Source organism: Asticcacaulis sp. P2_C5, from assembly GCF_056404555.1.
Genome location: NZ_JBFUDU010000003.1, coordinates 483,754 through 505,908, shown reverse-complemented (window position 1 = coordinate 505,908; position 22,155 = coordinate 483,754). Strand labels below are relative to the sequence as shown.

The 22,155-nt window shown below is 62.2% G+C and carries 14 protein-coding genes and 1 riboswitch; of the genes, 11 read left to right on the top strand and 3 right to left on the bottom strand.

Going from position 1 to position 22,155, the window contains the following annotated elements:
- Window positions 1-9: 9 nt before the first annotated feature.
- Window positions 10-73: riboswitch (guanidine-III (ykkC-III) riboswitch) on the bottom strand.
- Between the two features lie 108 nt (window positions 74-181).
- The 4 genes from AC1DXO_RS08130 (at window position 182) to AC1DXO_RS08115 (ending at window position 6,547) form a co-directional block, all read left to right on the top strand.
- Window positions 182-1,213, top strand: coding sequence for a glycosyl hydrolase family 18 protein (locus AC1DXO_RS08130; RefSeq protein WP_476977619.1), 1,032 nt, complete (start codon window positions 182-184; stop codon window positions 1,211-1,213).
- Between the two features lie 306 nt (window positions 1,214-1,519).
- Complete coding sequence (gene paaC, locus AC1DXO_RS08125) at window positions 1,520-2,236, top strand: 1,2-phenylacetyl-CoA epoxidase subunit PaaC (RefSeq protein ID WP_476977618.1); 717 nt, start codon at window positions 1,520-1,522, stop codon at window positions 2,234-2,236.
- A 215-nt stretch (window positions 2,237-2,451) separates the two neighbouring features.
- Window positions 2,452-3,321, top strand: coding sequence for a hypothetical protein (locus AC1DXO_RS08120; RefSeq protein ID WP_476977617.1), 870 nt, complete (start codon window positions 2,452-2,454; stop codon window positions 3,319-3,321).
- Window positions 3,322-3,412: 91 nt separating this feature from the next.
- Window positions 3,413-6,547 carry a PAS domain-containing hybrid sensor histidine kinase/response regulator gene (locus tag AC1DXO_RS08115; RefSeq protein WP_476977616.1) on the top strand — a complete coding sequence of 1,045 codons (3,135 nt, stop codon included), beginning with the start codon at window positions 3,413-3,415 and terminating at the stop codon, window positions 6,545-6,547.
- Between the two features lie 15 nt (window positions 6,548-6,562).
- Here the strand turns inward: AC1DXO_RS08115 and AC1DXO_RS08110 are convergent, their stop codons facing one another.
- Window positions 6,563-10,000 carry a M10 family metallopeptidase C-terminal domain-containing protein gene (locus tag AC1DXO_RS08110; RefSeq protein ID WP_476977615.1) on the bottom strand — a complete coding sequence of 1,146 codons (3,438 nt, stop codon included), beginning with the start codon at window positions 9,998-10,000 and terminating at the stop codon, window positions 6,563-6,565.
- Window positions 10,001-10,373: 373 nt separating this feature from the next.
- Here AC1DXO_RS08110 and kbl point away from each other — a divergent pair, with 373 nt between their 5' ends.
- Complete coding sequence (gene kbl / locus AC1DXO_RS08105; RefSeq protein WP_476977614.1) at window positions 10,374-11,570, top strand: glycine C-acetyltransferase; 1,197 nt, start codon at window positions 10,374-10,376, stop codon at window positions 11,568-11,570.
- Window positions 11,567-12,643, top strand: a complete 1,077-nt coding sequence (tdh, locus tag AC1DXO_RS08100; protein WP_476977613.1) for an L-threonine 3-dehydrogenase — start codon at window positions 11,567-11,569, stop codon at window positions 12,641-12,643. Before kbl ends, tdh begins: the two co-directional genes overlap by 4 nt.
- A gap of 324 nt (window positions 12,644-12,967) precedes the next feature.
- Here tdh and lhpI read toward each other — a convergent pair whose 3' ends face one another.
- Together lhpI and AC1DXO_RS08090 are read right to left on the bottom strand one after the other, a co-directional pair.
- A complete protein-coding gene (lhpI, locus tag AC1DXO_RS08095; RefSeq protein WP_476977612.1) occupies window positions 12,968-13,888 on the bottom strand; it encodes a bifunctional Delta(1)-pyrroline-2-carboxylate/Delta(1)-piperideine-2-carboxylate reductase in 921 nt (306 codons plus the stop codon).
- 60 nt (window positions 13,889-13,948) lie between these two features.
- The gene (locus AC1DXO_RS08090) at window positions 13,949-14,860 is read right to left on the bottom strand and encodes a LysR family transcriptional regulator (RefSeq protein ID WP_476977611.1); all 912 of its coding nucleotides are present in this window, start codon (window positions 14,858-14,860) and stop codon (window positions 13,949-13,951) included.
- Between the two features lie 163 nt (window positions 14,861-15,023).
- Between AC1DXO_RS08090 and AC1DXO_RS08085 the strand changes: the two genes are divergently transcribed.
- From AC1DXO_RS08085 to AC1DXO_RS08065, 5 genes are all read left to right on the top strand, one after another.
- Window positions 15,024-16,271, top strand: a complete 1,248-nt coding sequence (locus tag AC1DXO_RS08085) for an NAD(P)/FAD-dependent oxidoreductase (protein ID WP_476977610.1) — start codon at window positions 15,024-15,026, stop codon at window positions 16,269-16,271.
- 216 nt (window positions 16,272-16,487) lie between these two features.
- Complete coding sequence (amaB, locus tag AC1DXO_RS08080; RefSeq protein WP_476977609.1) at window positions 16,488-18,023, top strand: L-piperidine-6-carboxylate dehydrogenase; 1,536 nt, start codon at window positions 16,488-16,490, stop codon at window positions 18,021-18,023.
- Complete coding sequence (locus tag AC1DXO_RS08075; RefSeq protein ID WP_476977608.1) at window positions 18,016-19,194, top strand: acyl-CoA dehydrogenase; 1,179 nt, start codon at window positions 18,016-18,018, stop codon at window positions 19,192-19,194. Before amaB ends, AC1DXO_RS08075 begins: the two co-directional genes overlap by 8 nt.
- A gap of 168 nt (window positions 19,195-19,362) precedes the next feature.
- Window positions 19,363-20,511, top strand: coding sequence for a CaiB/BaiF CoA transferase family protein (locus AC1DXO_RS08070; RefSeq protein ID WP_476977607.1), 1,149 nt, complete (start codon window positions 19,363-19,365; stop codon window positions 20,509-20,511).
- 1 nt (window position 20,512) lies between these two features.
- The gene (locus AC1DXO_RS08065; RefSeq protein ID WP_476977606.1) at window positions 20,513-22,150 is read left to right on the top strand and encodes a thiamine pyrophosphate-binding protein; all 1,638 of its coding nucleotides are present in this window, start codon (window positions 20,513-20,515) and stop codon (window positions 22,148-22,150) included.
- Window positions 22,151-22,155 lie beyond the last annotated feature (5 nt).

Genomic DNA, 22,155 nt, shown 5'->3' with positions numbered 1-22,155 from the left:
AGGCTCCGGGTTGCGTCGTCTTGTCTTGACCGGGTACGGCGCACCTCGTCCGGAGATCATCTGGCGGCAAAATAGCCATTTCCCGCCGTGAGCTCAATACCGCAGTGCAAAAATCGGATTGGTCTTATTGAACATGACCAAGGGCAGTGCCAAGGTAAGAAAAACAGACAGGGAAACGACCATGATCCGCCGCCTCGCCGCTGCAACCCTCGCCCTTGCCATGCTCGCAAACCCCGTCTTCGCCAAGGAAAAGCCGGCGCCCGTCGTTATCGGCTACCTGCCGACCTTCAAGGATTTCCGCCCTGCCCTGGCCAGCGTCAATATGCGCCAGCTGACCCATATCAATATCGCCTTCGTCAACCCCGATCCGCAGGGCCGGATCGTCAATGGCGATGTCCTGGCCTGTTCCGACAATGCAACGGGCGGCATGGTGCCGGCCCAGGACATCCGCGATATCGTCAAAAAGGCCCATGACAACGGCGTCAAGGTCCTGGTCTCATTAGGCGGCGGCCAGATCCCGACCTGCTCCGGATCGTGGGTCGACCTGCTGAGCCCGGAAAAGCGCGGACAATTGGTCGCCAATCTGCTGCAATTTGCCGACGACTTCGAACTCGACGGAATCGATGTCGATCTCGAATGGGACGTGCTGACAGCGATCGACCGTGCCGGCGAATACGTGCCGTTCGCGGCCGAGCTGGCAACCGGCCTGCACGCCCGCGGCAAGCTGCTGACCTGCGCTACGGCTTCGAACGAAGACGGCATGATTCCGACCGGCTCCATCGCCAGTTTCGACTATATCAATATCATGTCCTATGACGGCGTCGGACCGACCTGGGGCCACGCCGGCGACGAACATTCCACCCTGCAGATGGCCAAGGACGATATCGCTGTGTGGCGGGCGCGCGGAGCGTCAAAGGACAAGATCGTGCTGGGCGTGCCCTTCTACGGTCATGGCTTCGGCGACTACGCGCAGTGGAACGACTATCGCCAAATCCTGGTGCGATTCGGTGCCCAGGCTTCGGAGAGCGATGTCCAGGGCACGCGCTGCCCTGGCTGTTCCTACGTCACCTATAATGGCCGCCCAACCCTGCGCGCCAAGGCCAGGCTGGCAGCGAAGAAGACTGCCGGGATCATGATCTGGGAGCTGACGGAAGATGCTGCGGCGCCGGACAGCCTGCTTGAAGTCGTCCATGATAGCCTGACCAATCCGTAACTGTAACCTGCACAAACATGCAGCATTTTATATGATTTATTAGACGGACCCTTCGGAAATTTTTGCGAATTTGGCCGCCTCTTGCAAGATTTGACATAAACGTCAAATTCACGTTTGACCCTTAATGTGAAATTTAGTACGTTGAAAATCAACAACAAGAGAAACGCCACAATGCCCGCCGCCGTTTGCACTGCCGCATTTCAGGGAAAAATGCTGCACTTTTTGACCGCAGCATTTCCGTGTCGGCGCTTCGCTTGTCCGTACCCCAGGTCCATATAAAAATATAAGACGAAAAGGCATTTGGCCATGCGCAATCCCCTGTTCGATTACACCTTGCGTCTCGGTGACGACGCCCTCATTCTCGGTCAAAAGCTGAGCCAGTGGTGCGGCCACGCCCCCTGCCTGGAGGTCGATCTGGGCCTGTCGAGCCTGGCGCTCGACCTGGTAGGCCAGGGCACGGACTGGCTGCAACTGGCGGCCCGGATCAGCGATGACGGCCGCGACGCCGACACCCTGGCCTTCCGCCGCGACGCCAATGACTTCCGCAACTGCCGCCTGGTGGCGCAGCCGAACGGCGATTTCGCCCAGACCCTGGCGCGGCAGTTCCTGTTTTCCAACTGGCAACTGGTCCTGCTGGAAGCCTTGCGCGGATCGTCCGACAAGATGGTCGCTGAAATCGCCTCACGCGCTGCCCGCGACGTCGCCTATCATGTCGACTTTGCCCGCGACTGGATGATCCGGCTGGGCGACGGCGCTTGCCTTAGCCACACCCGCCTGGTCAAGAGCCTGGACGATATGGCGTGCTATATCGACGAACTGTTCGTCATGGACGATGTCGATGAGATGCTGCTCGACAAGGGGATCGCTGTCGACAAGGCGCGCCTGCGCGAAGAGTATGACGCCCGCATCATGGCCGTGCTTCAGGACGCCGGCCTGACCGCGCCGCGGCCGCAATATGCGCCGAGCCAGGCTAACGAAATGCAGTTCAATTCACGCGAAGGCGACCGCCGCTGGGGGTTTTAGGACGGCTTGCCGGGTAATCCCGCTAGCTCTGCGCTATCGTGAATAGACATCACGAAATCCCGAAAAGGCAGTCCTCCACCGTAGCCCGCAGGGCGTTACGGGGGAGGACTGCTTTTTTAATAAGACCCGAAGCATAGCGCACACCAACAGCTTGGCGGGTGGCTGGGTGTTGGTGTATAACCACCGTCCGGGGGATGCGGACAGCGGGGGGAACAATGACGAAAAAGCGTAAAAGCCCAAAGGCATGGATCGCCGGAGGCCTGGCCCTGCTGGTCGGGTTGATGACCCTGTTCTGCCTTTACAATGGCGTGCCGGGAGTCGGCTATATCTGTCACAGCAAGAGGCTGCCATTGGCCTGGGTGTTCGGCGACCAAGGCAAGGCGCGCCTGATCCCCGGCCTGCGCTGTTCCCCGGACGCCCATGACGGCCCGGACACGTGGCAACCCATGACCCTGGCAAGCCTGAACATCGACCGACGCGGCCTGTGTCACACCTATCGCCATGCCTACAATTACAAGCAGGGCGCGTCGGCGACGAATGGCGATTTCAAACTCGACACCCTGCAGGATGAGCCCTTCTTTCGCGGCGCCCCCGCCTATGTCGAGAACTTTTCCCAACGAAAAGCCTATTGCCTCGATCCTGCCAACAACCGGGACTGCCAGGTGCAACTGATGCCGGTGTGCCGCGAACCGGGCAAGCCGCAGACCGTTTTCGACGGCATTGTCGGCGACGGCACGCAGATCCTGACCTCGTGCGGGCGTAACGATCTGCGTCGCGAAATCGGCCTGCCGCGCGACGACTATGAGGACATGGCCGGGTTCGCCCTGGCCGAAGAGGCCGCGGCGCACAGTCGCGGTTTCCGCTATTCGCTGCGCAATGATTTCGGCTTTCCGTCCGGCACCGTGGTCATGGTCGAGGGCAACTCCGGCAAGCTGCGCTGCTATTACGACGCTACGCGGCATAGCGGGGACAAGAACCGGCCAGCGACCATCGATGAAGGCATCAACACCTGCATGGATATCCTGGCCGATCCCAATCGCTATTGCGAAGGCGATGGCAGCAATCCCGGCCCTAACATCTATTGACCCGCTTAGCGGAACATGACCTGAGGTATCCGGATATTAAGGTTATTCGTGCAGGGTCGGGCGTTCTGCCAGACCATACGAGTACCCCTCCATGCCCATCGCCCCCATGGCTATCGATTGGCCCCGGCTCAGCCGGCAACTGGGTGTTGTCTGCCTTGGCCTGGGCCTGGCCGTCCTTGCCGGATGGCAGTTCGATATCCTGATCCTGCGCGCGATCCTGCCCGGCCTGATCAGCATGCAGCCGCCGACCGCCATCGCCTTCGTCCTGCTGGGCAGTGTCCTGGCCTTTCCCGACGCCCCCCGCCCCTATCGCATCGCCGCCAGTTGCCTGGCCCTGGCCATGGGCGCCATGACCCTGTTCGCCTTTGTCATGCGCACGCCGTTGTTTCTCGATACCTTGATGTACAGCAACGAGGTCCTGCAGCAACTGCCGCATCCACGCCATCCCGGCCGCATGTCCGAAGGCGCCGCGCTCAGCCTGACCGTCCTCGCTGCCCTGCTGGCGACACATAGGATTGGTCCAAAAGCCATGCCGGCGCGCCTGCAATTCTGGCTCGCTATCGCGCCGTTGCTAATCGGCGCGATTTCGCTGATGGCTTATCTGCTGGGCGTCAAAAGCGCGCGCGGTGTCATCGGCTACACTGACCTGGCCCTGCATACCGCCGCCGGCGTCTGCCTGCTGTCCGTCGCCACCCTGGCGCTGCGTCCCGAGGTCGCATGGCTGAAGGTCATCGGCGAAGGCCGCGCCACCGGCCGGATGATGCGCCGTATCCTGATCCCCATTGTGGTCCTGCCCCCCGCCCTCTCGTTACTAACCCTGAAAGCATCGCAGATTGGCTTGATCACGCCGGAATTGCGCCTGGCCCTGGTGACTCTGGGCACCATGATCGGCCTTACCGTCCTTGCCCTGATGTCATCGCGCCGGATGAGCGAGGCCGAGGCCAGCCTGGAAGCCGAAAGCGCCCGCGCCCAGGCCAGCGAGGCTCGCCTCGCCACACTGATCGCCAATGCGCAGGAGGCCATCGTCTCGGCCAATGCGGATGGTCGCATCACCGGCTGGAACAGCCAGGCGGCCACCATCTTCGGCTGGATGGAGGCCGAAGCGCTCGGCCGCCCGTTTGTCGACATGTTGATCCCCGAAAGGTTCCGCGCCGCCCATAACGCCGGCCTGACGCGCTTTCTTCAATCGGGTCAGCCCACCGTTATCGGCCAGCGCCTGGAATTGCCTGCCCTGCGCCGCGACGGCAGCGAATTTACCATCGAAATGGCGCTCAGCGCCGGGCGATATGGCGACTGCTGGCAGTTCACCGCCATGATGCACGACATCACCGCCCGCATCGCCCAGACGCAGTTGTTCGAAACAGCCTTCGAGCACGCGCCGATCGGCGTCGCCCTGGTCGGGCTCGACGGCCGTTTCCTGAAGGTCAACGGTGCCCTGTGCGCTCTGGTTGGCTATGACGAGGCTGAATTGGTCGCCTCGGATTTCCAGAAAATCACCCATCCCGACGATCTCGATCGCGATCTGAGCCTGCTGGACCAGTTGCACGATAGCGCGATCCCGGATTACGAGCTGGACAAGCGTTATATCCGCAAGGATGGCAAGGCGGTGTGGGTCAATCTGTCGGTATCGGCGGTGCGCGAACACAACGGCCGGCCGAAGCATTATATTGCCCAGGTCATCGACTTGACCGAGCGGATGGAAGCCGAGGCGCGCTACCGGCTGATGACCGAAAACAGTAGCGACATGATCGTCACCACGACTCTGGATGGCCGACCGCTCTTCGTGTCCGCCGCCAGCCGGACACTTCTGGGCGTCAGCGCCACCGAAGCCACGGAACGCAATCCGACAGACTATATCCACGCCGACGACCTGCCCGGCCTGCGCGACGTCTTTGCCCGCACCGCCCATGGCGAGACCGGCTTGCGGGTACGCTGGCGCGCCTGGCACGTCCGGAACAAAGCCTGGACATGGCTGGAATCGAGCCCATCCCTGCTGGTCAACGGCGATGCCGCGACCGCCGCCTTTGTTGATGTTATCCGCGGTGTCGACGCCCAGGTCGCCCAGGAACAGGCTCTGGAGGCGGCCATGCGGGAGGCCGAAGCTGCGGCGGCGGTCAAGGGCGACTTCCTGGCCAATATGAGCCACGAGATCCGCACCCCCCTGACCGTCATCATCGGTTTTTCCGGTCTGTTGCAAGACCACGCCGACCTGTCCGACGAAACGCGGCGCTATGCCGGGCGGATTGCAACGGCCGGCAACGCTTTGTTGTCCGTGGTCAATGATATCCTCGATTTCTCAAAATTGGAGGCCGGCGAGCTCGATATAAGACTGTGCGCCGCCCACGCCGTCGAGATGTCGGAAGAACTCCTGTCGTTGCTGCAATTGCAGGCCGAGGCCAAGGAAATCCGCCTGAATTTCGAAGTCGAGGGCGCCATCCCCAATACGCTGCTGTTCGATCCCGAATGCTATCGCCAGGTGCTTCTCAACCTGCTCGGCAATGCCATAAAATTCACCGACAGCGGCCATGTCACCCTGCGGCTCGACTATCGCGACGAACAGCTCTCTGTCGAGGTCGAGGATACGGGCTGCGGCCTCACGCAAGATGATCAAGCCAAGCTGTTTCAACGCTTTTCACAGGTCGACGGGTCGTCGACGCGCAAGCATGGTGGCACCGGTCTGGGCCTGGCCATCTGCAAAGGGCTGGTCGAGGCCATGGGCGGCGCGATCGGCGTGACCAGCCAGGTGGGCCAAGGGTCGACATTTCATTTCCGCCTGCCTGCCCCCGCCCTGGACCCGGCGACCTTGAGCGGTGAGGAGCGCCACAAGCAACGCCTCGACGGGATGCGAATTCTGGTCACCGACGACAATGCTACCAATCGTGAACTGGCGCGCGCCCTATTGGAAAGTGCCGGCGCTGAGGTCTTGGAAGCCTGTGACGGCGTGGCGGCGGTCGAAGCGGCACGGCTCTGTCCTTTCGACGCCATATTGATGGACTACCGCATGCCGAACCTCGACGGCGTCGGCGCCATGGCGCAGATACGCAGCCAGCCCGGGCCGAACCGGTATGCACCGATCCTGGGCTTCTCCGCGACCGACCGGGTGCAACTTTTGAAGCTCGGGTTCGATGGCGCCGTGGTGAAACCGATCGTGCAGGCGGCATTGATCGAGGCCGTGATAACGGCGATCGAAGACGAAACCGGCCACGGTCACGTGGCCTTCGGCTAGAGCGCAATCCAGCGCTTACCAGACGATATGGCTGAGAAAGCTCGCTTCTGTTGCTGACGCATTGAGCACGGTGATGATGTTACCACCGCCGAGGTCGATGATCGCATTGCTTCCAGACTGCGACAGGATCACGCCGCCACCGCCGACCACGCCGTTGGAGATGGCGTGGATGTTGATCCGATCGTTCTGAGTGGCGTGGAAGTCGCTGATCGTGTCCTTGCCGCCCAGCGTTCCAAACTGGAAGATATCCGCGCCGCTGCCGCCAATCAGGATGTCATTGCCACCGCCTCCGATCAACAGGTCGTCACCACTGCCGCCGTCCAGGGTGTTGGCAGCCGCATTACCGGTCAGTGTATTGGCAATCTCGCTGCCCGTGCCGCCAATCGCCGACGTGCCGATCAGGGTCAGACTTTCAACAAAGGATGTCGCGCCCAGCAGGTAGGTGACAGAGGCATAGACCAGGTCGGCGCCCTGCCCGCTCAGCTCCTTGACCAGATCTGCGGCATTGTCGACATAGTAGGTATCATCGCCCAGCCCCCCTTGCAGGGTATCGGCGCCAACCTTGCCATCCAGGACATTGTTGCCGCTGTTGCCAGTGATGAAGTTGGCCAGGGTGTTGCCGGTTGCGTTGATATGGGCGGACTCGGTCAGGGTAATGTTTTCGACATTGACACCCAGCGTGAAGCTGATGGCGGCCAGGACCAGATCGGTTCCCTGGCCGGCGGCCTCGACCGCAGAGTCGGTTGTGCTGTCGACGACGTAGGTGTCGTTGCCCAATCCACCGGCCATGACGTCGGCGCCCTGGCGGCCATCGAGTCGGTTGTTGCCACTGTTGCCGTTGATCGTATTGGCCAGGGCACTGCCGCAGCCGGTGAGGTCGCTCGTGCCGGTCAGGGTCAGAACCTCGATCGACAAGGTGCCGATGTCGAAACTGATCGCACTGTTGACCGCATCGGTCCCCTGTCCGGCGATCTCGACAATAACGTCGCCCGCAGCGTCAATCGCGTAGGTATCATTGCCGAGCCCGCCGGTCAGGGTGTCCGTGCCGCTGCCGCCATTGAGGCTGTTGGCGCCGGCATTGCCGTTCAGCACATTGTTGCGCCCGTTTCCGGTCGCGTTGATATTGGCGGTACCGAGCAGTGTGATGTTTTCGATATTGGCGCCCAGTATGTAGCTGGCGGCCGCCTGGACCAGGTCCGTACCCTGGCCATCGGCTTCGGTTACGATATCACCGGCATTGTCGACAATGTAGGTGTCGTCACCCAGACCGCCCTGCAGGGTATCGGTCCCGCCCTTGCCATCCAGGACATTGTTGCCGGCATTGCCGACGACAAGGTTGCCCAGGGTATTGCCGGTGGCATTGATACTGGCCGACTCGGCCAGGGTGATGTTGTCGACATTGACGCCCAGCGTATAGGTGACGCGCGTCAGCACCAGGTCGACACCCTGGCCGGCGGCTTCGTTGGCCACGTCCCCGATGTTGTCGACCAGGTAGGTGTCGTTGCCGAGCCCGCCTGCCATGATGTCGGCGCCCTGACGGCCGTCGATCAGGTTCTTGCCGCTATTGCCGGTGATGGTGTTGGCCTGGGCATCGCCATAGCCATTGATATCCAGGCTGCCGGTCAGGGTCAGGACCTCGATCGACAAGGCGCCGATGTCGAAGGTGATGGCGCTGTTCAGCGTATCCGTGCCCTGCCCGGCGATTTCGACGACAACGTCTGCGGCCGTGTCAATCGTGTAGGTATCGTTGCCGGTGTCGCCGGTCATGGTGTCGGCGCCGCTGCCGCCGCTCAGATTGTTGGCGCCTGTATTGCCGGTCAGCACATTGTTGAGCGCATTGCCGGTGGCGTTGATATTGGCGGTACCGAGCAACGCGATGCTCTCGACATAGGCGCCCAGGCTGTAGCTGACCGCGGCCCTTACCAGGTCGCTACCCTGGCCGTCACCTTCGGTCACGATGTCACCGGCATTGTCGACATAATAGGTGTCGTTGCCCAGGCCACCCTGCAGGGTATCGGCACCGACCAGGCCGTCCAGGACGTTGTTGCCGGCATTGCCATTGACAAGATTGGCCAGGGCATTGCCTGTGGCATTGATGCTGGCCGACTCGGTCAGGGTGATGTCGTCGACATTGACGCCCAGCGAAAAAGTGACGCTTGACAGTACCAGGTCGACGCCCTGGCCGGCCGCTTCGACCACGACGTCCCCCGTGTTGTCGACGACAAAGGTGTCATTGCCCAGCCCGCCGGTCATGGTGTCGGCGCCGGCGCCGCCATTGAGCTTGTTGGCATTGGCATTGCCGGTCAGACTGTCCTTGCCTGTGCCGCCGATGGCCGTGTCGATCATGGTGCCGTAGGCGATGAAGATGTTCTCGAGTGCACCATTGACACTGCTGAACGTCCCGTCGACCAGGCTGACCGTCGAGTTCAGGCTGTAGCCCGAGAGATCGAGTGTATTGCCTGTGCCCCGGTCATACAGGGTGACGACAGGATGGCGGTTGACAGCGAAGTTGAAGAAGATACCGGCCGCGTCCTCGATATTGCTGTTGAATCCGAAGACCTCGCCGCCATTCAGAGTCGTCGTCGCCGGCGCACCGTAAAGACGCTGGACGGCCAGTATATCCAGGCCCATCGGCGTTGTCGGCTCGTAGGCATAGCCCTGCGCCGTCCGGCCCCAGTTGGCGTCCTTCACCGGATAGGAAGAGGCGTATTTGACGGTTTTGTCGCTGGGGTCGATATAGGACATGATCGACCAGAGGCGCATGTCATAGGCGGAAAATTGGTCTGTCGGCAGGTAGTTGCCGTTGTAGGTTCCGGCGTGGCCCAGGCCCAATGCATGGCCCGTCTCATGGACGATCGTCTGCCAGACATAGCCGCCATAGGTGTCGAACTGACCGTCTATCGGCCCGAAACCCGGTTGGCTGGTGTCAACGGAGATGATGACACTGTTCAGGGTGTGAAGATTGGTCGAGCCAACGGCGACTGCCCCACCGGACTGGCTGGTGACCTGTTCATAGGCGCCGCCATCATGCCCCCGGACAAAGCGGATCTGGGCCGCTCCGGCATCGTCTGTCAGGACAAATTTGATATTGGCCACATCGGACCACAGGGTCAGACAGCTGATGAAGACCTGCTTTTCGGTCGCAGACCAGCCGGACGCAACATCAAAACCGAAGCTCACCGTCCCACCGGCGCTGCCGATCGCCGCGGCGCCCCACTTGGCACCCTGGCTGGTGGAGCCATATCCTGGGTAGGTCTGGTTCCAGAAGCTCTGCGCCGCCACGTGGCCGGTCGCGTCAACACCGCTGATAAAAGAAATCTCGCCGTTTTCAGCCGCGGGAAGCACCAAGGCGGCGGTGGCGGCGCCCAGGCTCGCGGAACCCAGTGTCGCAGAGCCCAGTCCCGCATTGGCCTGTACAGCTATGGCCGTGTGCTCCGACAGGATGGGAGCCAAAAGGGCTGACGTCGAAGCTATTGGGGCTGACGCAATGCCTGTGGAAAGCCACAAATCTGTGCGATCTTCGAAGGCTGCCACCCTGTGAAATCGACCGGAGCCGTCGTCGCCAAAGGACGACTTTACAACGCCAAATCCATCGAGGTCACTTAGATATCGGGTCAATATCGGTTCTTTCAATTCACGCCTGGGTGAATTGATACCGAAGGTTGTTGAAGAAGTGATTTGTTAAGATGTTGAATAAAATATTAATTTTTCGGAGACGGAAATTCGAGGCTGCGACGTCCTCAAGTCCGTAATCACATTTAATATCAGTTGTAACGACTTTGCCGCAGGTGTAAGAGAAGGCGCCTAATTATGCGGAGGGTCGCCGATGCGCGCTGACTTCTATTCCCGGGTCGATGATACCCTTGCCGACATCGTCACGCGCGGCCTGCAAAAGCCCGAACACGTCATCAGCTCGCCCCAGAGCCCGGCCCTGCGCCTGAGCGACGGCCGCGAGGTCATCAATTTCTGCGCCAACAACTATCTCGGCCTGGCCAATCACCCTGAGGTCATCGAGGCCGGGCGCGAAGCCCTGCTGCGCTACGGTTCGGGCATGGCCAGCGTGCGCTTTATCTGCGGTACCCAGGACCTGCACAAGCAGTTGGAGGCCAGGATCGCCGCCTATCTCGGCAAGGAAGACGCCATCCTCTACGCCGCCTGCTTCGACGCCAATGGCGGCGTGTTCGAGCCGCTGCTGGGGGCCGAGGACGCCATTGTCTCCGACAGCCTCAACCACGCCTCGATCATTGACGGCGTGCGGCTGTGCAAGGCGAAAACCTACCGCTTCAAGAATGCAGATCTCGACGACCTGGAAAGCCAGTTGAAAGCCGCGCGGGCCGCCGGCGCGCGGACGGTCCTGATCGCCACCGACGGTGTGTTTTCGATGGACGGCTATTTCGCGCCGCTCGACGGCATTGCCGAACTGGCCGGGCGTTACGATGCGCTGATCATGGTCGACGATTGCCATGCCACGGGCTTTGTCGGCCCGAAAGGTGCCGGAACCGCGGCGCGACTGAAGGTCAGCGATCAGATCGATATCCTGACCGGCACCTTCGGCAAGGCGCTGGGCGGCGCCATGGGTGGCTATGTAGCGGCGAAAAAGCCGGTGGTCGACCTGCTGCGGCAGAGATCGCGGCCCTATCTGTTTTCCAACGCCCTGGCCCCGGCTGTGACCGCGTCGTCACTGAAAGCGATCGATCTTGCCGAGGCTGGCGACGATCTGCGCACAGCCATCGACGCCAATGCGGCGCGGTTTCGCGATGGTCTGAGTACGGCCGGGTTTCGCCTGCTGCCCGGTAGCCATGCCATCATCCCGGTCATGCTGGGCGAAGCAAAGTTGGCGCAAGAGCTGGCGGCGAAGCTGCTCGACGAAGGCATCTATGTCATCGGCTTTTCCTATCCGGTCGTGCCCGACGGCCAGGCGCGCATCCGCACCCAGATGTCGGCGGCGCACAGCTTTGCGCAAATCGATGCGGCGATTACGGCCTTTACCAAGGTTGGCCAGTCTTTGGGAGTGATCCAATGAGCGACGATGTGAGACCCCTGACCGTGGATGCAACAACGACCAAGACTATGACTGCATTGGCCAAGCTGAAGGCCGAACCTGGCATGTGGCAGACCACAGCGCCGGTGCCGGTGTGCGGGCCTGACGAGGTGATCATCCGTATCACCCATACCGCCATATGCGGCACCGATATCCATATCTATAACTGGGACGACTGGGCGGCGCGGACCATTCCCGTGCCGATGATCACCGGCCACGAATTCGCCGGCGAGATTGTCGAAATCGGATCGCGCGTGACACGACCGCTAACGGTGGGCCAGCGTGTGTCGGGCGAAGGCCATATCATCGACATGGACAGCGAAGCGGCGCGAATGGGTCGCTTCCATCTCGATCCCAATACCCAGGGTATCGGTGTCAACCGGCCGGGCGCTTTTGCGCAATATCTCGCCCTGCCGGCGTTCAATGTCGTGCCGCTGCCCGAACGCGTGTCGAACGAACTGGGTGCGGTGCTCGATCCGTTTGGCAATGCCGTTCATACCGTGCAGCAAACCGACATGGTCGGCGCCAATGTCCTGGTGACGGGCGCCGGGCCGATCGGCATCATGGCCGCCGCGGTGGCGCGGTTTGTCGGGGCGCGGACGGTGACGATCACCGATATCAATCCGTATCGGCTGGAACTGGCCGGACGGGTGGCAGATGTGCGCACCGTCGATGTATCGAAGGAAGACCTGCACGATGTGCGGCGCGAATTGGGCGTGGTGAACGGCTATGACGTCGCCATGGAGATGAGCGGCGCGCGGCCGGCCATCCCCCAGGCGATCGAACACCTGCGCATGGGCGGGGCCCTGACTCTGCTGGGCATCCCGGCGGGTGAAACCACGGTCAACTGGTCCGATGTGATCATGAAGGCGTTGACTGTGCGCGGTGTCTATGGCCGCGAAATGTTCGAAACCTGGCGCAAGATGCTGGGGCTGATCGAGGCCGGCTTCCCGCTGGAACGGATCATCACGCACCGTCTGCCGATGGCAGAATTCCAGGCTGGCTTCGATGCCATGCGCTCGGGCCAATCCGGCAAGGTTGTGTTGAGCTGGTAAGGGGTAGAAAGAGCGGGTTCGCTCTTTATTTGCCTCTTCCCGTCACTTTACGGGGAGAGGCCGGCGAGCTTGCGAGCCGGGTGAGGGGCAAATTCCACTGTCGAGACGGCGTCTACGCACGTGCAAATTCAAGCATTTGATATGACCTATGAAAAGTTTCAGAGGGCGGAGGCGGCCATGAACGCTTGACTATCCACCACCGACTGAGTTGTTGCATCTGATGTGGAATTTGCCCCTCACCCGGCGCTTCGCGCCGGCCTCTCCCCGTAAAGTGACGGGAAGAGGCGGATTCAAGAGCAAGCCACGATCTGCGGAGTTTGAAACCTACCTCAAAGCTATAGCCGCCGCTGCCAGGTCCTGGGCTGCGTCGCCGACGCTCTTGAACAGGGTGATGGTGGTTTCGCGATCGGCAACCGCCGCATGGCCGCACAGGTCCGACAAGGTGCCCCGGATATCTTCATAACGGATAATGCCGTGCGACAAGGGTTGGACTAGGTCGCCGGCCTCGCTCATGGCGGCATGGGTATCGACCCAGATACGGGCGCTCTTGATGGCAGCGTCATCGGCTTCGCGCATGTCGGGCGTATAGCCGCCGATCAGGGCGACATGCTGGCCGGGCCTGAGCATCTCGCCGCGGACCAAAGGCTGATGGGAAAGCGTCGCGCAGGCGATGATATCGGCATGCTGCACGCCGGCCGCCAGGTCTTCGCAGACCGCTGCAGCAAAACCGTTATCGCGCAGTTTGTGCGCCAGGGCCGCCGCATTGCGCTGGGTCGGACTATAGACCGCCGCCTCGCGGATATCACGCACAGCGCGGTAGGCAAACGCCAGTTCCGAAGCGATACGCCCAGACCCGATCAGCAGCAATTTATGGGCATGCGGTACAGCCAGGCGATCGGCGGCCACGGCGGCGACCGCGGCGGTGCGGCGGGCGGTCAGTTCACCGCCATCCAGCAAAGCCTTATGTTCTCCGGTCACCGCATCGAACAGCAGGTAGCTGGCGGTCACGGCCGGCAGGCTGCGCGCGACATTGCCGGGCGTGACATTGACGATCTTGACGCCGCCCATGCCATGGCTCCAGGCCGGCATAAGCAGCAGGGACGCGTCGGGTTCGCCGGCCTGGTGCAGGGTATGGATATGACGTTGTGGGGCATCGGTTTTGCGCAGCAAAAGCGGCGGCAGATCGCGCGTCAGGACGTCGTAAGGCAGGGCCTGGATAAGGTCGTGCGCGCTAAGAATGTGCATGGGGGTGGCTCCCGGTTTTTTCCGAGTGGTAGACCGCTGCGCGGAGGGTGGCAATGGGATTTACGTCCGATCCGCCGCCGTCTCGGCACGAATCCAGTCGCGAAAGGCGACCAGCGGCGGATGGTCGCCGCGCCCCACCGGCCAGGCAAGAAAATAGGCCTCGGCGTTTTTCATGGCGCCACCATCGTCGATGTCGAGCGCCGGCACCAGCTGGCCGGTGCGCAGTTCCTCCTCGATCAGGAAGGTCGGCAGCAGGGCGACACCCAGGCCGGCGCGGGCGACCTGGGCCACGGTGGCGAACTGGTCGAACAACATGCCCTGGACGTGTTCGGCCGGTGCATTGTGCAGGCGCAGCCAGCGTTCCCAGGCATCCGGCCGCGTCGTCAGGTGCAGCAAAGGCGCCTGGCGGACATCGGCAGCGTTCGCAAAAGCATATTGCTCGCGTAAGGCCGGGCTGCAGGCCGGGATGACATATTCGGTGCGTAACAGGATGGTCTCGGCGCCGCGCCATTCGCCGTTACCGTGGTGGATGGCGGCATCGACCGCTTCCAGGGCAAAGTCGAAACGTGTCAGGCGGGTGACAAGGTTGAGGGTAATGCCCGGATTGTTGTTGAGAAAGGACGGCAGGCGCGGCGCCAGCCAGCGCGTGCCGAAGGTCGGCAATATGGCCAGGTTCAGCGTCCCACCCAGCGGATTGGCGCGCAGGTTCAGCGAGGCTGTGCCGATCTTTTTCAGGGCGTCGCGGATGTCGCGGGCATAGGCCTCGCCGCCCGGTGTCAGGCGGATGGTCTGGCGCTCGCGGTGAAACAGCTCGACCTCCAGCTGCTCCTCCAGCGCCTTGATCTGCCGGCTGACCGCGCTTTGCGTCAGGTTCAGTTCGCGCGCCGCCAGGGTGACGCTGCCGGTGCGGGCGGCGGCTTCGAAGGCCTGGAGGTGCGACAGCGATGGCAGAAAGCGGCGTGGAGCGAGCATAGGTAATTCCAAAATGGAATGAAGTCTTGCCTAAATAGCGCTATATTGCGCGAAAATAGCAAGGTACATATACCGAAAAAGAATAACACACCTTTGCGAGTCCAACCTTAAAGGCCAATGCCAATCCATGTCCGTACGCCCCACAACTCACGGACTTTGGGACATGTCAGCCCCGCCCGCGCCCGTCACCACGGCGCTGGGCGGGGCTATTTCGTGTGACGTCGCCATTGTCGGCGGGGGCTTTACCGGTAATTCATGCGCCCTGCACCTCGCCAAACGCGGGGTCAAGGCCGTCGTGCTGGAAGCCAAGTCGATCGGCTTCGGCGGCTCGGGTCGCAATGTCGGGCTGGTCAATGCCGGCATGTGGGTCATGCCCGACGAACTGCCCAGGGTACTGGGTGAAGTGCATGGCCAACGCCTGCTGGAATTGCTGGGCGACGCGCCCTCGGCCGTCTTCGGCATTGTCGACGCCTATGGCATTGCCTGCGAGTTGCAGCGCCATGGCACCCTGCATTGTGCGGTCGGCCAATCGGGGCTCGAAGAATTACAACAACGCGAGGCGCAGTGGCAGGCGCGTGGTGCGCCGGTCAGGTTACTGTCGGCCGAGGAAACGGCGCAGCGCGTCGGCACGAAGGCCTATTCCGGCGCCCTGCTCGATCTGCGCGCAGGGACGATCCAGCCCCTGGCCTATGTCCGCGGCCTGGCGACGGCGGCAATATCCGAGGGCGCGGTCATTCATACCGACAGCCCGGTAGTGGATGTGACGGCCGACGGCACCAAATGGATTGTACGCACGCCTGAGGGTTCAGTGACGGCCGACTGGGTGGTCATGGCGACCGACGCCTATACCCAGGGACCATGGGAAATTATCCGCCGCGAGCAGGTCCACCTGCCCTATTTCAACTTCGCCACCGAACCTCTGAGCGACGCCGCGCGCGCCAGGATATTGCCCGGCCACGAAGGTGTCTGGGACACCAAGGAGGTTCTGTCGTCGTTCCGCATGGATGCGCGCGGCCGGCTGGTCTTCGGCAGTGTCGGCGCCTTGCGCGGCATGGGTGAGGCCGTGCATCGCGGCTGGGCCTTGCGCGCGCTAAACAAGCTGTTTCCGGGTCTCGGCGAGGTCAGGTTCGAGGCCGAATGGTACGGCTTTATCGGCATGACCGACGATAATCTGCCCAGGTTCCACAAGTTTGCCGATCGGGTTGTCGGGATCAGCGGCTATAATGGCCGGGGAATCGCGCCGGGCACGGTCATGGGCCGGACCCTGGCCGAACTGATCGCCGGAAACCGGGGCGAAGAGGATTTGCCGCTGCCTGTGACGGCGCCGCGTGAGGCGAAGCTGCGGGTGGCCAAGGAAGTTATGTATGAAGTTGGTGCTCAGGCCGTGCATTTGGCCGGAGCGCGTTTTTAAACCATCTGAATTCTGTAGACACCATGCCAAGGCCGAACGTGACATAGCCCCTCCACCGCTTCGCGGTCCCCCTCCCCATCACCCTGCGCCTTCGGCTTCGGGATGACAGGGAGGAGGGAGATTAGCCACCCTCCTCCCTGTTCCGAAGGAAGGGGGAGGTGGCGCGAAGCGTCGGAGGGGTCATCACGGCCGACCACACACCAAAGGACGAAGACCATGATCACTGAAAAAACCCGTACCGGCGAGGACGTCGCCAAGCTGTTGAACAACCTGGGTGTTGACGCCGCCACCTATATCGGCGGAAGCATGACCGTACATTCGCCGGTCGACGGCGAGACCATCGCCCACGTCGTCGAGACGCCGGCTGCCGACGCCGTCAAGGCGATCGATGCCGCGCACAAGGCTTTCCTCGACTGGCGCGTTGTACCGGCGCCCAAGCGCGGCGAACTGGTCCGTCTGTTCGGCGAAGAACTGCGGGCGCACAAGGCCGAACTGGGCAAGCTGGTGTCGATCGAAGTCGGCAAGGTGACCTCGGAAGGCCTGGGCGAAGTCCAGGAAATGATCGACATCTGCGATTTCGCGGTCGGCCTGTCGCGCCAACTGTACGGCCTGACCATCGCCACGGAACGCAGCAGCCACCGTATGATGGAAACCTGGCATCCGCTGGGCGTCGTTGGCATCATTTCGGCCTTCAATTTCCCGGTCGCCGTCTGGGCATGGAATGCGGCCCTGGCCCTGGTCTGCGGCAATGCCATCGTCTGGAAGCCATCGGAAAAGTCGCCCCTCACCGGTTTGGCGACCCACGCCCTGTTCGAACGCGCGCTGAAGCGTTATGTCGACGACGGTTATGACGCCCCGGCCGGCCTGTCGGCCCTGATCATCGGCGCCCGCGACATCGGCGAAGTCATGGTCGACCACGACAAGGTCGCCCTGGTTTCGGCCACCGGCTCGACCGCCATGGGCCGCGCCGTCGGTCCGAAGCTGGCGGCGCGTTTCGCCCGCTCGATCCTGGAACTGGGCGGCAACAACGCCGCCATCATCGCGCCGACGGCCGATCTCGACCTGGCGCTGCGCGGCATCGCCTTCTCGGCCATGGGTACGGCTGGCCAGCGCTGCACCACCCTGCGCCGCCTGTTCGTCCACGACAGCATCTACGACACCCTGGTTCCGCGCCTGAAGAAGGCCTATGCCTCGGTCAAGATCGGCAATCCGATGGAGGACGGCGTCCTGGTCGGGCCGCTGATCGATAAGGCGGCGTTTGACGGCTTTGAAAAGGCCCTGGCCGACGCCAAGGCCGCCGGCGGCACGATCGACGGCGGCGAGCGCGTCATGGTCGGCGGGGCAGACGCCTATTATGTCCGTCCGGCGATCGTCGAAATGGCCGCCCACGAAGGCCCGATGCTGCGCGAAACCTTTGCGCCGATCCTCTATGTCATGCGCTACAGCGATGTCCGCGAAGCTGTGGCCCTGCAGAACGCCGTTGGCGCCGGCCTGTCGTCGTCGATCTTCACCAACGACATCCGCGAAGCCGAACTGTTCATGTCGGCAGCCGGCTCCGACTGCGGCATCGCCAATGTCAATATCGGCACCTCGGGCGCTGAAATCGGCGGCGCCTTCGGTGGCGAAAAGGAAACCGGCGGCGGACGCGAATCCGGTTCGGATTCGTGGCGCGCCTATATGCGCCGGGCGACCAACACCATCAATTACGGCACGCAACTGCCGCTGGCCCAGGGCGTGAAGTTCGATGTCTGAGTTTGTTTGGGACGATCCGTTTCTGCTGAGCGAGCAGTTGTCGGATGACGAACGCATGATCATGGAGGCCGCGCGCGACTATGCGCAAAGCGCCCTGATGCCGCGCGTATTGAAGGCCTATGGCGAGGAATATACCGATCGCCATATCTTCAATGAGATGGGCGAACTGGGTCTGCTGGGCGCTACCCTGCCGGAGCAATATGGCGGCGCGGGTGCCTCTTACGTCGCCTATGGCCTGGTGGCGCGCGAGGTCGAGCGCGTTGATTCCGGCTACCGTTCGATGATGAGCGTGCAGTCGTCCCTGGTCATGTACCCGATCCACGCCTACGGTACGGAAGACCAGCGGATCAAATATCTGCCCAAGCTGGCCAGCGGCGAATGGGTCGGCTGTTTCGGCCTGACCGAGCCGGATTCGGGCTCGGATCCTGGCTCGATGCGCACCAAGGCCGAAAAAATCGACGGCGGTTACCGTCTGACCGGCACCAAGATGTGGATTTCCAACTCTCCCATCGCCGATGTGTTTGTCGTGTGGGCCAAGTCGGACGCACATGACGGCCAGATCAAGGGCTTTGTGCTCGACAAGGGCATGAAGGGCCTGACCGCGCCGAAGATCCACGGCAAGCTCTCTTTACGCGCCTCGATCACCGGCGAAATCGTCATGGAGGGCGTCGAGGTTTCGGAAGACGCCCTGCTGCCGAGTGTCAGCGGTCTGAAGGGGCCGTTCGGCTGTCTCAACCGGGCGCGCTACGGTATTGCCTGGGGCGCCATGGGGGCGGCCGAGGATTGCTGGCATCGCGCGCGGCAATATGGGCTGGACCGCAAGCAATTCGGCAAGCCCCTGGCGCAGATGCAGTTGTTCCAGAAGAAGCTGGCCGATATGCAGACCGAGATTTCGCTGGGACTACAGGCGGCTTTGCGCGTCGGACAGTTGTTCGACGCCGGAAAGGTCGCGCCGGAAATGATCTCGATCATCAAGCGCAACAATTGCGGCAAGGCGTTGGATATTGCGCGCCAAGCGCGTGACATGCACGGCGGCAACGGGATTCACGAAGAATTCCACGTCATGCGCCACGCCCAGAACCTGGAAACGGTCAATACCTATGAAGGCACGCATGATGTGCATGCCCTGATTTTGGGCCGCGCACAGACGGGCTTGCAGGCGTTTTTCTAAATCATCTCAGACGTATCGACGCCCTTCCCTTCTCCCCACCTGAGGGGAGAAGGTGGCCCAACGGGCCGGATGAGGGGTCAACCCCAGCGTCTGTAAACCCCTCACCCGGCTCGCAAGCGAGCCACCCTCTCCCCTCAGGTGGGTAGAGGGGGAAGTTAGAGGCACGTCTTGAAACCGCTCAGTGGTTTGAAAGTGTTAGAACTGGCGCGGATACTGGCCGGGCCATGGTGCGGCCAGTTGCTGGCCGATCTCGGCGCCGAGGTCATCAAGATCGAACGCTCCGACGTCGGCGATGACACACGCACCTGGGGGCCACCGTTCGTCACCGATGTCGAAGGTCATCCATGGGGCGCTGCCTATTTTCATAGCTGCAACCGCGGCAAGTCGTCGGTCGCCGTCGATTTCGAAACGCCCGAAGGCCAGGCCATCGTGCGCGAACTGGCGCTTGAGGCCGATATCCTCATAGAGAACTTCAAGGTCGGCGGCCTGGCAAAGTACGGGCTGGACTATCAAAGCCTGAAGGCGATCAATCCGCGCCTGATCTATGCTTCGATCACCGGCTTCGGCCAGGACGGGCCCTATGCCGCGCGCGCCGGTTACGACTATATCATCCAGGGGATGAGCGGATTGATGGACATCACTGGCGAGCCCGAGCGCGAACCGCAAAAGGTCGGCGTGGCCGTGGTTGATATCTTCACCGGTGTCTATGCCTCAACCGCCATCCTGGCCGCCGTGCGCGGACGCGATATCAGCGGCGAAGGCTGCCACATCGACATGTCGCTGTTCGACACCGCGACCTCGATCCTGGCCAACCAGGCGGCCAACTATCTGGTGTCGGGTAAGTCACCGTCCCGCCTGGGCAATGCCCACCCCAATATTGCGCCGTATCAGGTGTTTCAGGTGGCCGACGGCCATGTAATCGTCGCGGTCGGCAATGACGGCCAGTTCCAGAAGCTGTGTGGTGCCCTGGGAGCCGAAGATGTTGCACGGGATGCACGGTTCACCACCAATGCCTTGAGGGTGGCCAGCCGGGGCGCCTTGCAGGATATATTGCAGCCCTTTCTGTTGCAGCATGATCGCACCGAACTGTTAGCCTTGCTGGAAAGTCACAGCGTTCCGGCTGGCCCCATCAACCGTATCGAAGACGTTTTCGCCGATCCGCAAATCGTTCATCGCGGCATGAAGCTCGACCTGGTCGCGGTCGACGGATCACACGCGCCGGGCGTGGCCTCGCCTATCGTTATCGACGGTCAACGCATGGCCGCGACCTCCCCTTCCCCCATGCTTGGCTCGGGCCAACCCAAATGGACTTCGTAATATGAGATCTGGTGGAAAAATTCTTGTCGATCAACTCGTTATCCAGGGTGTCGAGCGTCTGACATGCGTGCCGGGCGAAAGCTATCTGGCGGCGCTGGACGCCATGTACGATGCCGATATTGATGTGCTGATCTGCCGCCACGAAGGCGGAGCCGCCATCATGGCCGAGGCCTATGGCAAGCTGACCAACCGGCCGGGAATCTGTTTCGTGACGCGCGGACCGGGCGCGATGAACGCAGCTCACGGCGTGCATATTGCGCAGCACGACTCGACGCCGATGATCCTGTTTATCGGCCAGGTCGAACGCGCCATGCGCGGACGCGGCGCCTTCCAGGAGATGGAATACGAGGCCGTCTTCGGCTCGGTCGCCAAGTGGGTGGTCGAGATCGACGATCCGAAACGTATCCCCGAGATCATGGCGCGGGCCTTTCGCATTGCGACCCAGGGCCGTCCCGGACCGGTAGTCATCTCCCTGCCTGAGGATATCCTGACCGAGGTGGTCGAGGTCGCCGATGCCGTCCGGGTCGAGCCTGTGCGGCCGGAGATGTCGATCGCCCAGTTCCAGCAGTTTGAGCAGATGTTGCTGGCGGCGAAACGTCCACTGATCGTGCTGGGCGGATCGTGCTGGAGCGATGACGGTGTTGCGGCCATCGCCGATTTTGCGCAAAAATTCCACATCCCGGTGGCGACCGAGTTCCGCCGCGGCGCTTTGTTCCCGGCCCTGCATCCCTGTTACGCCGGCGATCTGGGCTTTGGGCAGAATCCGAAACTGTCGCAGCGGGTGAAGGATGCCGACCTGCTGATCCTGCTGGGGGCGCGCATGGCCGAGGTGCCGTCGGCCGGCTATACCCTGATCGATCAGCAAACCGTGGTGCATGTCTTCCCGGACGCCGGCGAGATCGGCAAGGTCTATGCCCCGGCCTTAGGGATTGTCTGCGCGCCGGATTTGTTTGCCGGGTCGCTGGCGTGGCTCAAGGTGCCCGCCAATATTCCGTGGCGCGAGCAGGCACAGAACGCCCATATGGATTTCCTGATGTGGACGACCACACCGGCCAGGATTCCGGGCGATTTCCAGTATGGCGAGGTCATGGTGTGGCTGCGTGAAACACTTCCGGCCGACACCATCATCTGCAACGGCGCCGGCAACTACGCCATCTGGGTCCATCGCTACTGGCGCCACAGCGTGCCGCGGACACAGATCGCCCCGACCTCCGGCAGCGTCGGCTATTCCGTACCGGCCGGCGTTATGGCCAAACGGCAATGCCCCGACCGGACCGTGGTGGTGTTTGCCGGCGACGGCTGCTTCCTGATGCATGGCAATGAATTCGCCACGGCGGTCCAGTACGATATTCCGGTCATTGTGATCGTGGTCGACAATGGCATGTACGGCACGATCCGCATGCATCAGGAACGCGACTATCCGCATCGCGTGGTGGGCACTGATCTGAAAAATCCAGATTTCGCGCACCTCAGCCGGGCCTTCGGCGGCCATGGCGAGACGGTACGGACCACCGCGGAGTTCGCGCCGGCCCTCGAGCGCGCCCAGTCCAGCGGCAAACCGGCGATTATCCATTGCTATATCGACCCGCAGGCCATCACCCCGGCCAAGACCCTGGATCAGGTTGCGGCCGGCAAATAATTCTG

Coding starts and splice junctions, on each gene's coding strand:
- AC1DXO_RS08130 (WP_476977619.1), top strand. CDS start 182: ATGATCCGCCGCCTCGCCGCTGCAACCCTCGCCCTTGCCATGCTCGCA.
- paaC (WP_476977618.1), top strand. CDS start 1,520: ATGCGCAATCCCCTGTTCGATTACACCTTGCGTCTCGGTGACGACGCC.
- AC1DXO_RS08120 (WP_476977617.1), top strand. CDS start 2,452: ATGACGAAAAAGCGTAAAAGCCCAAAGGCATGGATCGCCGGAGGCCTG.
- AC1DXO_RS08115 (WP_476977616.1), top strand. CDS start 3,413: ATGCCCATCGCCCCCATGGCTATCGATTGGCCCCGGCTCAGCCGGCAA.
- kbl (WP_476977614.1), top strand. CDS start 10,374: ATGCGCGCTGACTTCTATTCCCGGGTCGATGATACCCTTGCCGACATC.
- tdh (WP_476977613.1), top strand. CDS start 11,567: ATGAGCGACGATGTGAGACCCCTGACCGTGGATGCAACAACGACCAAG.
- lhpI (WP_476977612.1), bottom strand. CDS start 13,888: ATGCACATTCTTAGCGCGCACGACCTTATCCAGGCCCTGCCTTACGAC.
- AC1DXO_RS08090 (WP_476977611.1), bottom strand. CDS start 14,860: ATGCTCGCTCCACGCCGCTTTCTGCCATCGCTGTCGCACCTCCAGGCC.
- AC1DXO_RS08085 (WP_476977610.1), top strand. CDS start 15,024: ATGTCAGCCCCGCCCGCGCCCGTCACCACGGCGCTGGGCGGGGCTATT.
- amaB (WP_476977609.1), top strand. CDS start 16,488: ATGATCACTGAAAAAACCCGTACCGGCGAGGACGTCGCCAAGCTGTTG.
- AC1DXO_RS08075 (WP_476977608.1), top strand. CDS start 18,016: ATGTCTGAGTTTGTTTGGGACGATCCGTTTCTGCTGAGCGAGCAGTTG.
- AC1DXO_RS08065 (WP_476977606.1), top strand. CDS start 20,513: ATGAGATCTGGTGGAAAAATTCTTGTCGATCAACTCGTTATCCAGGGT.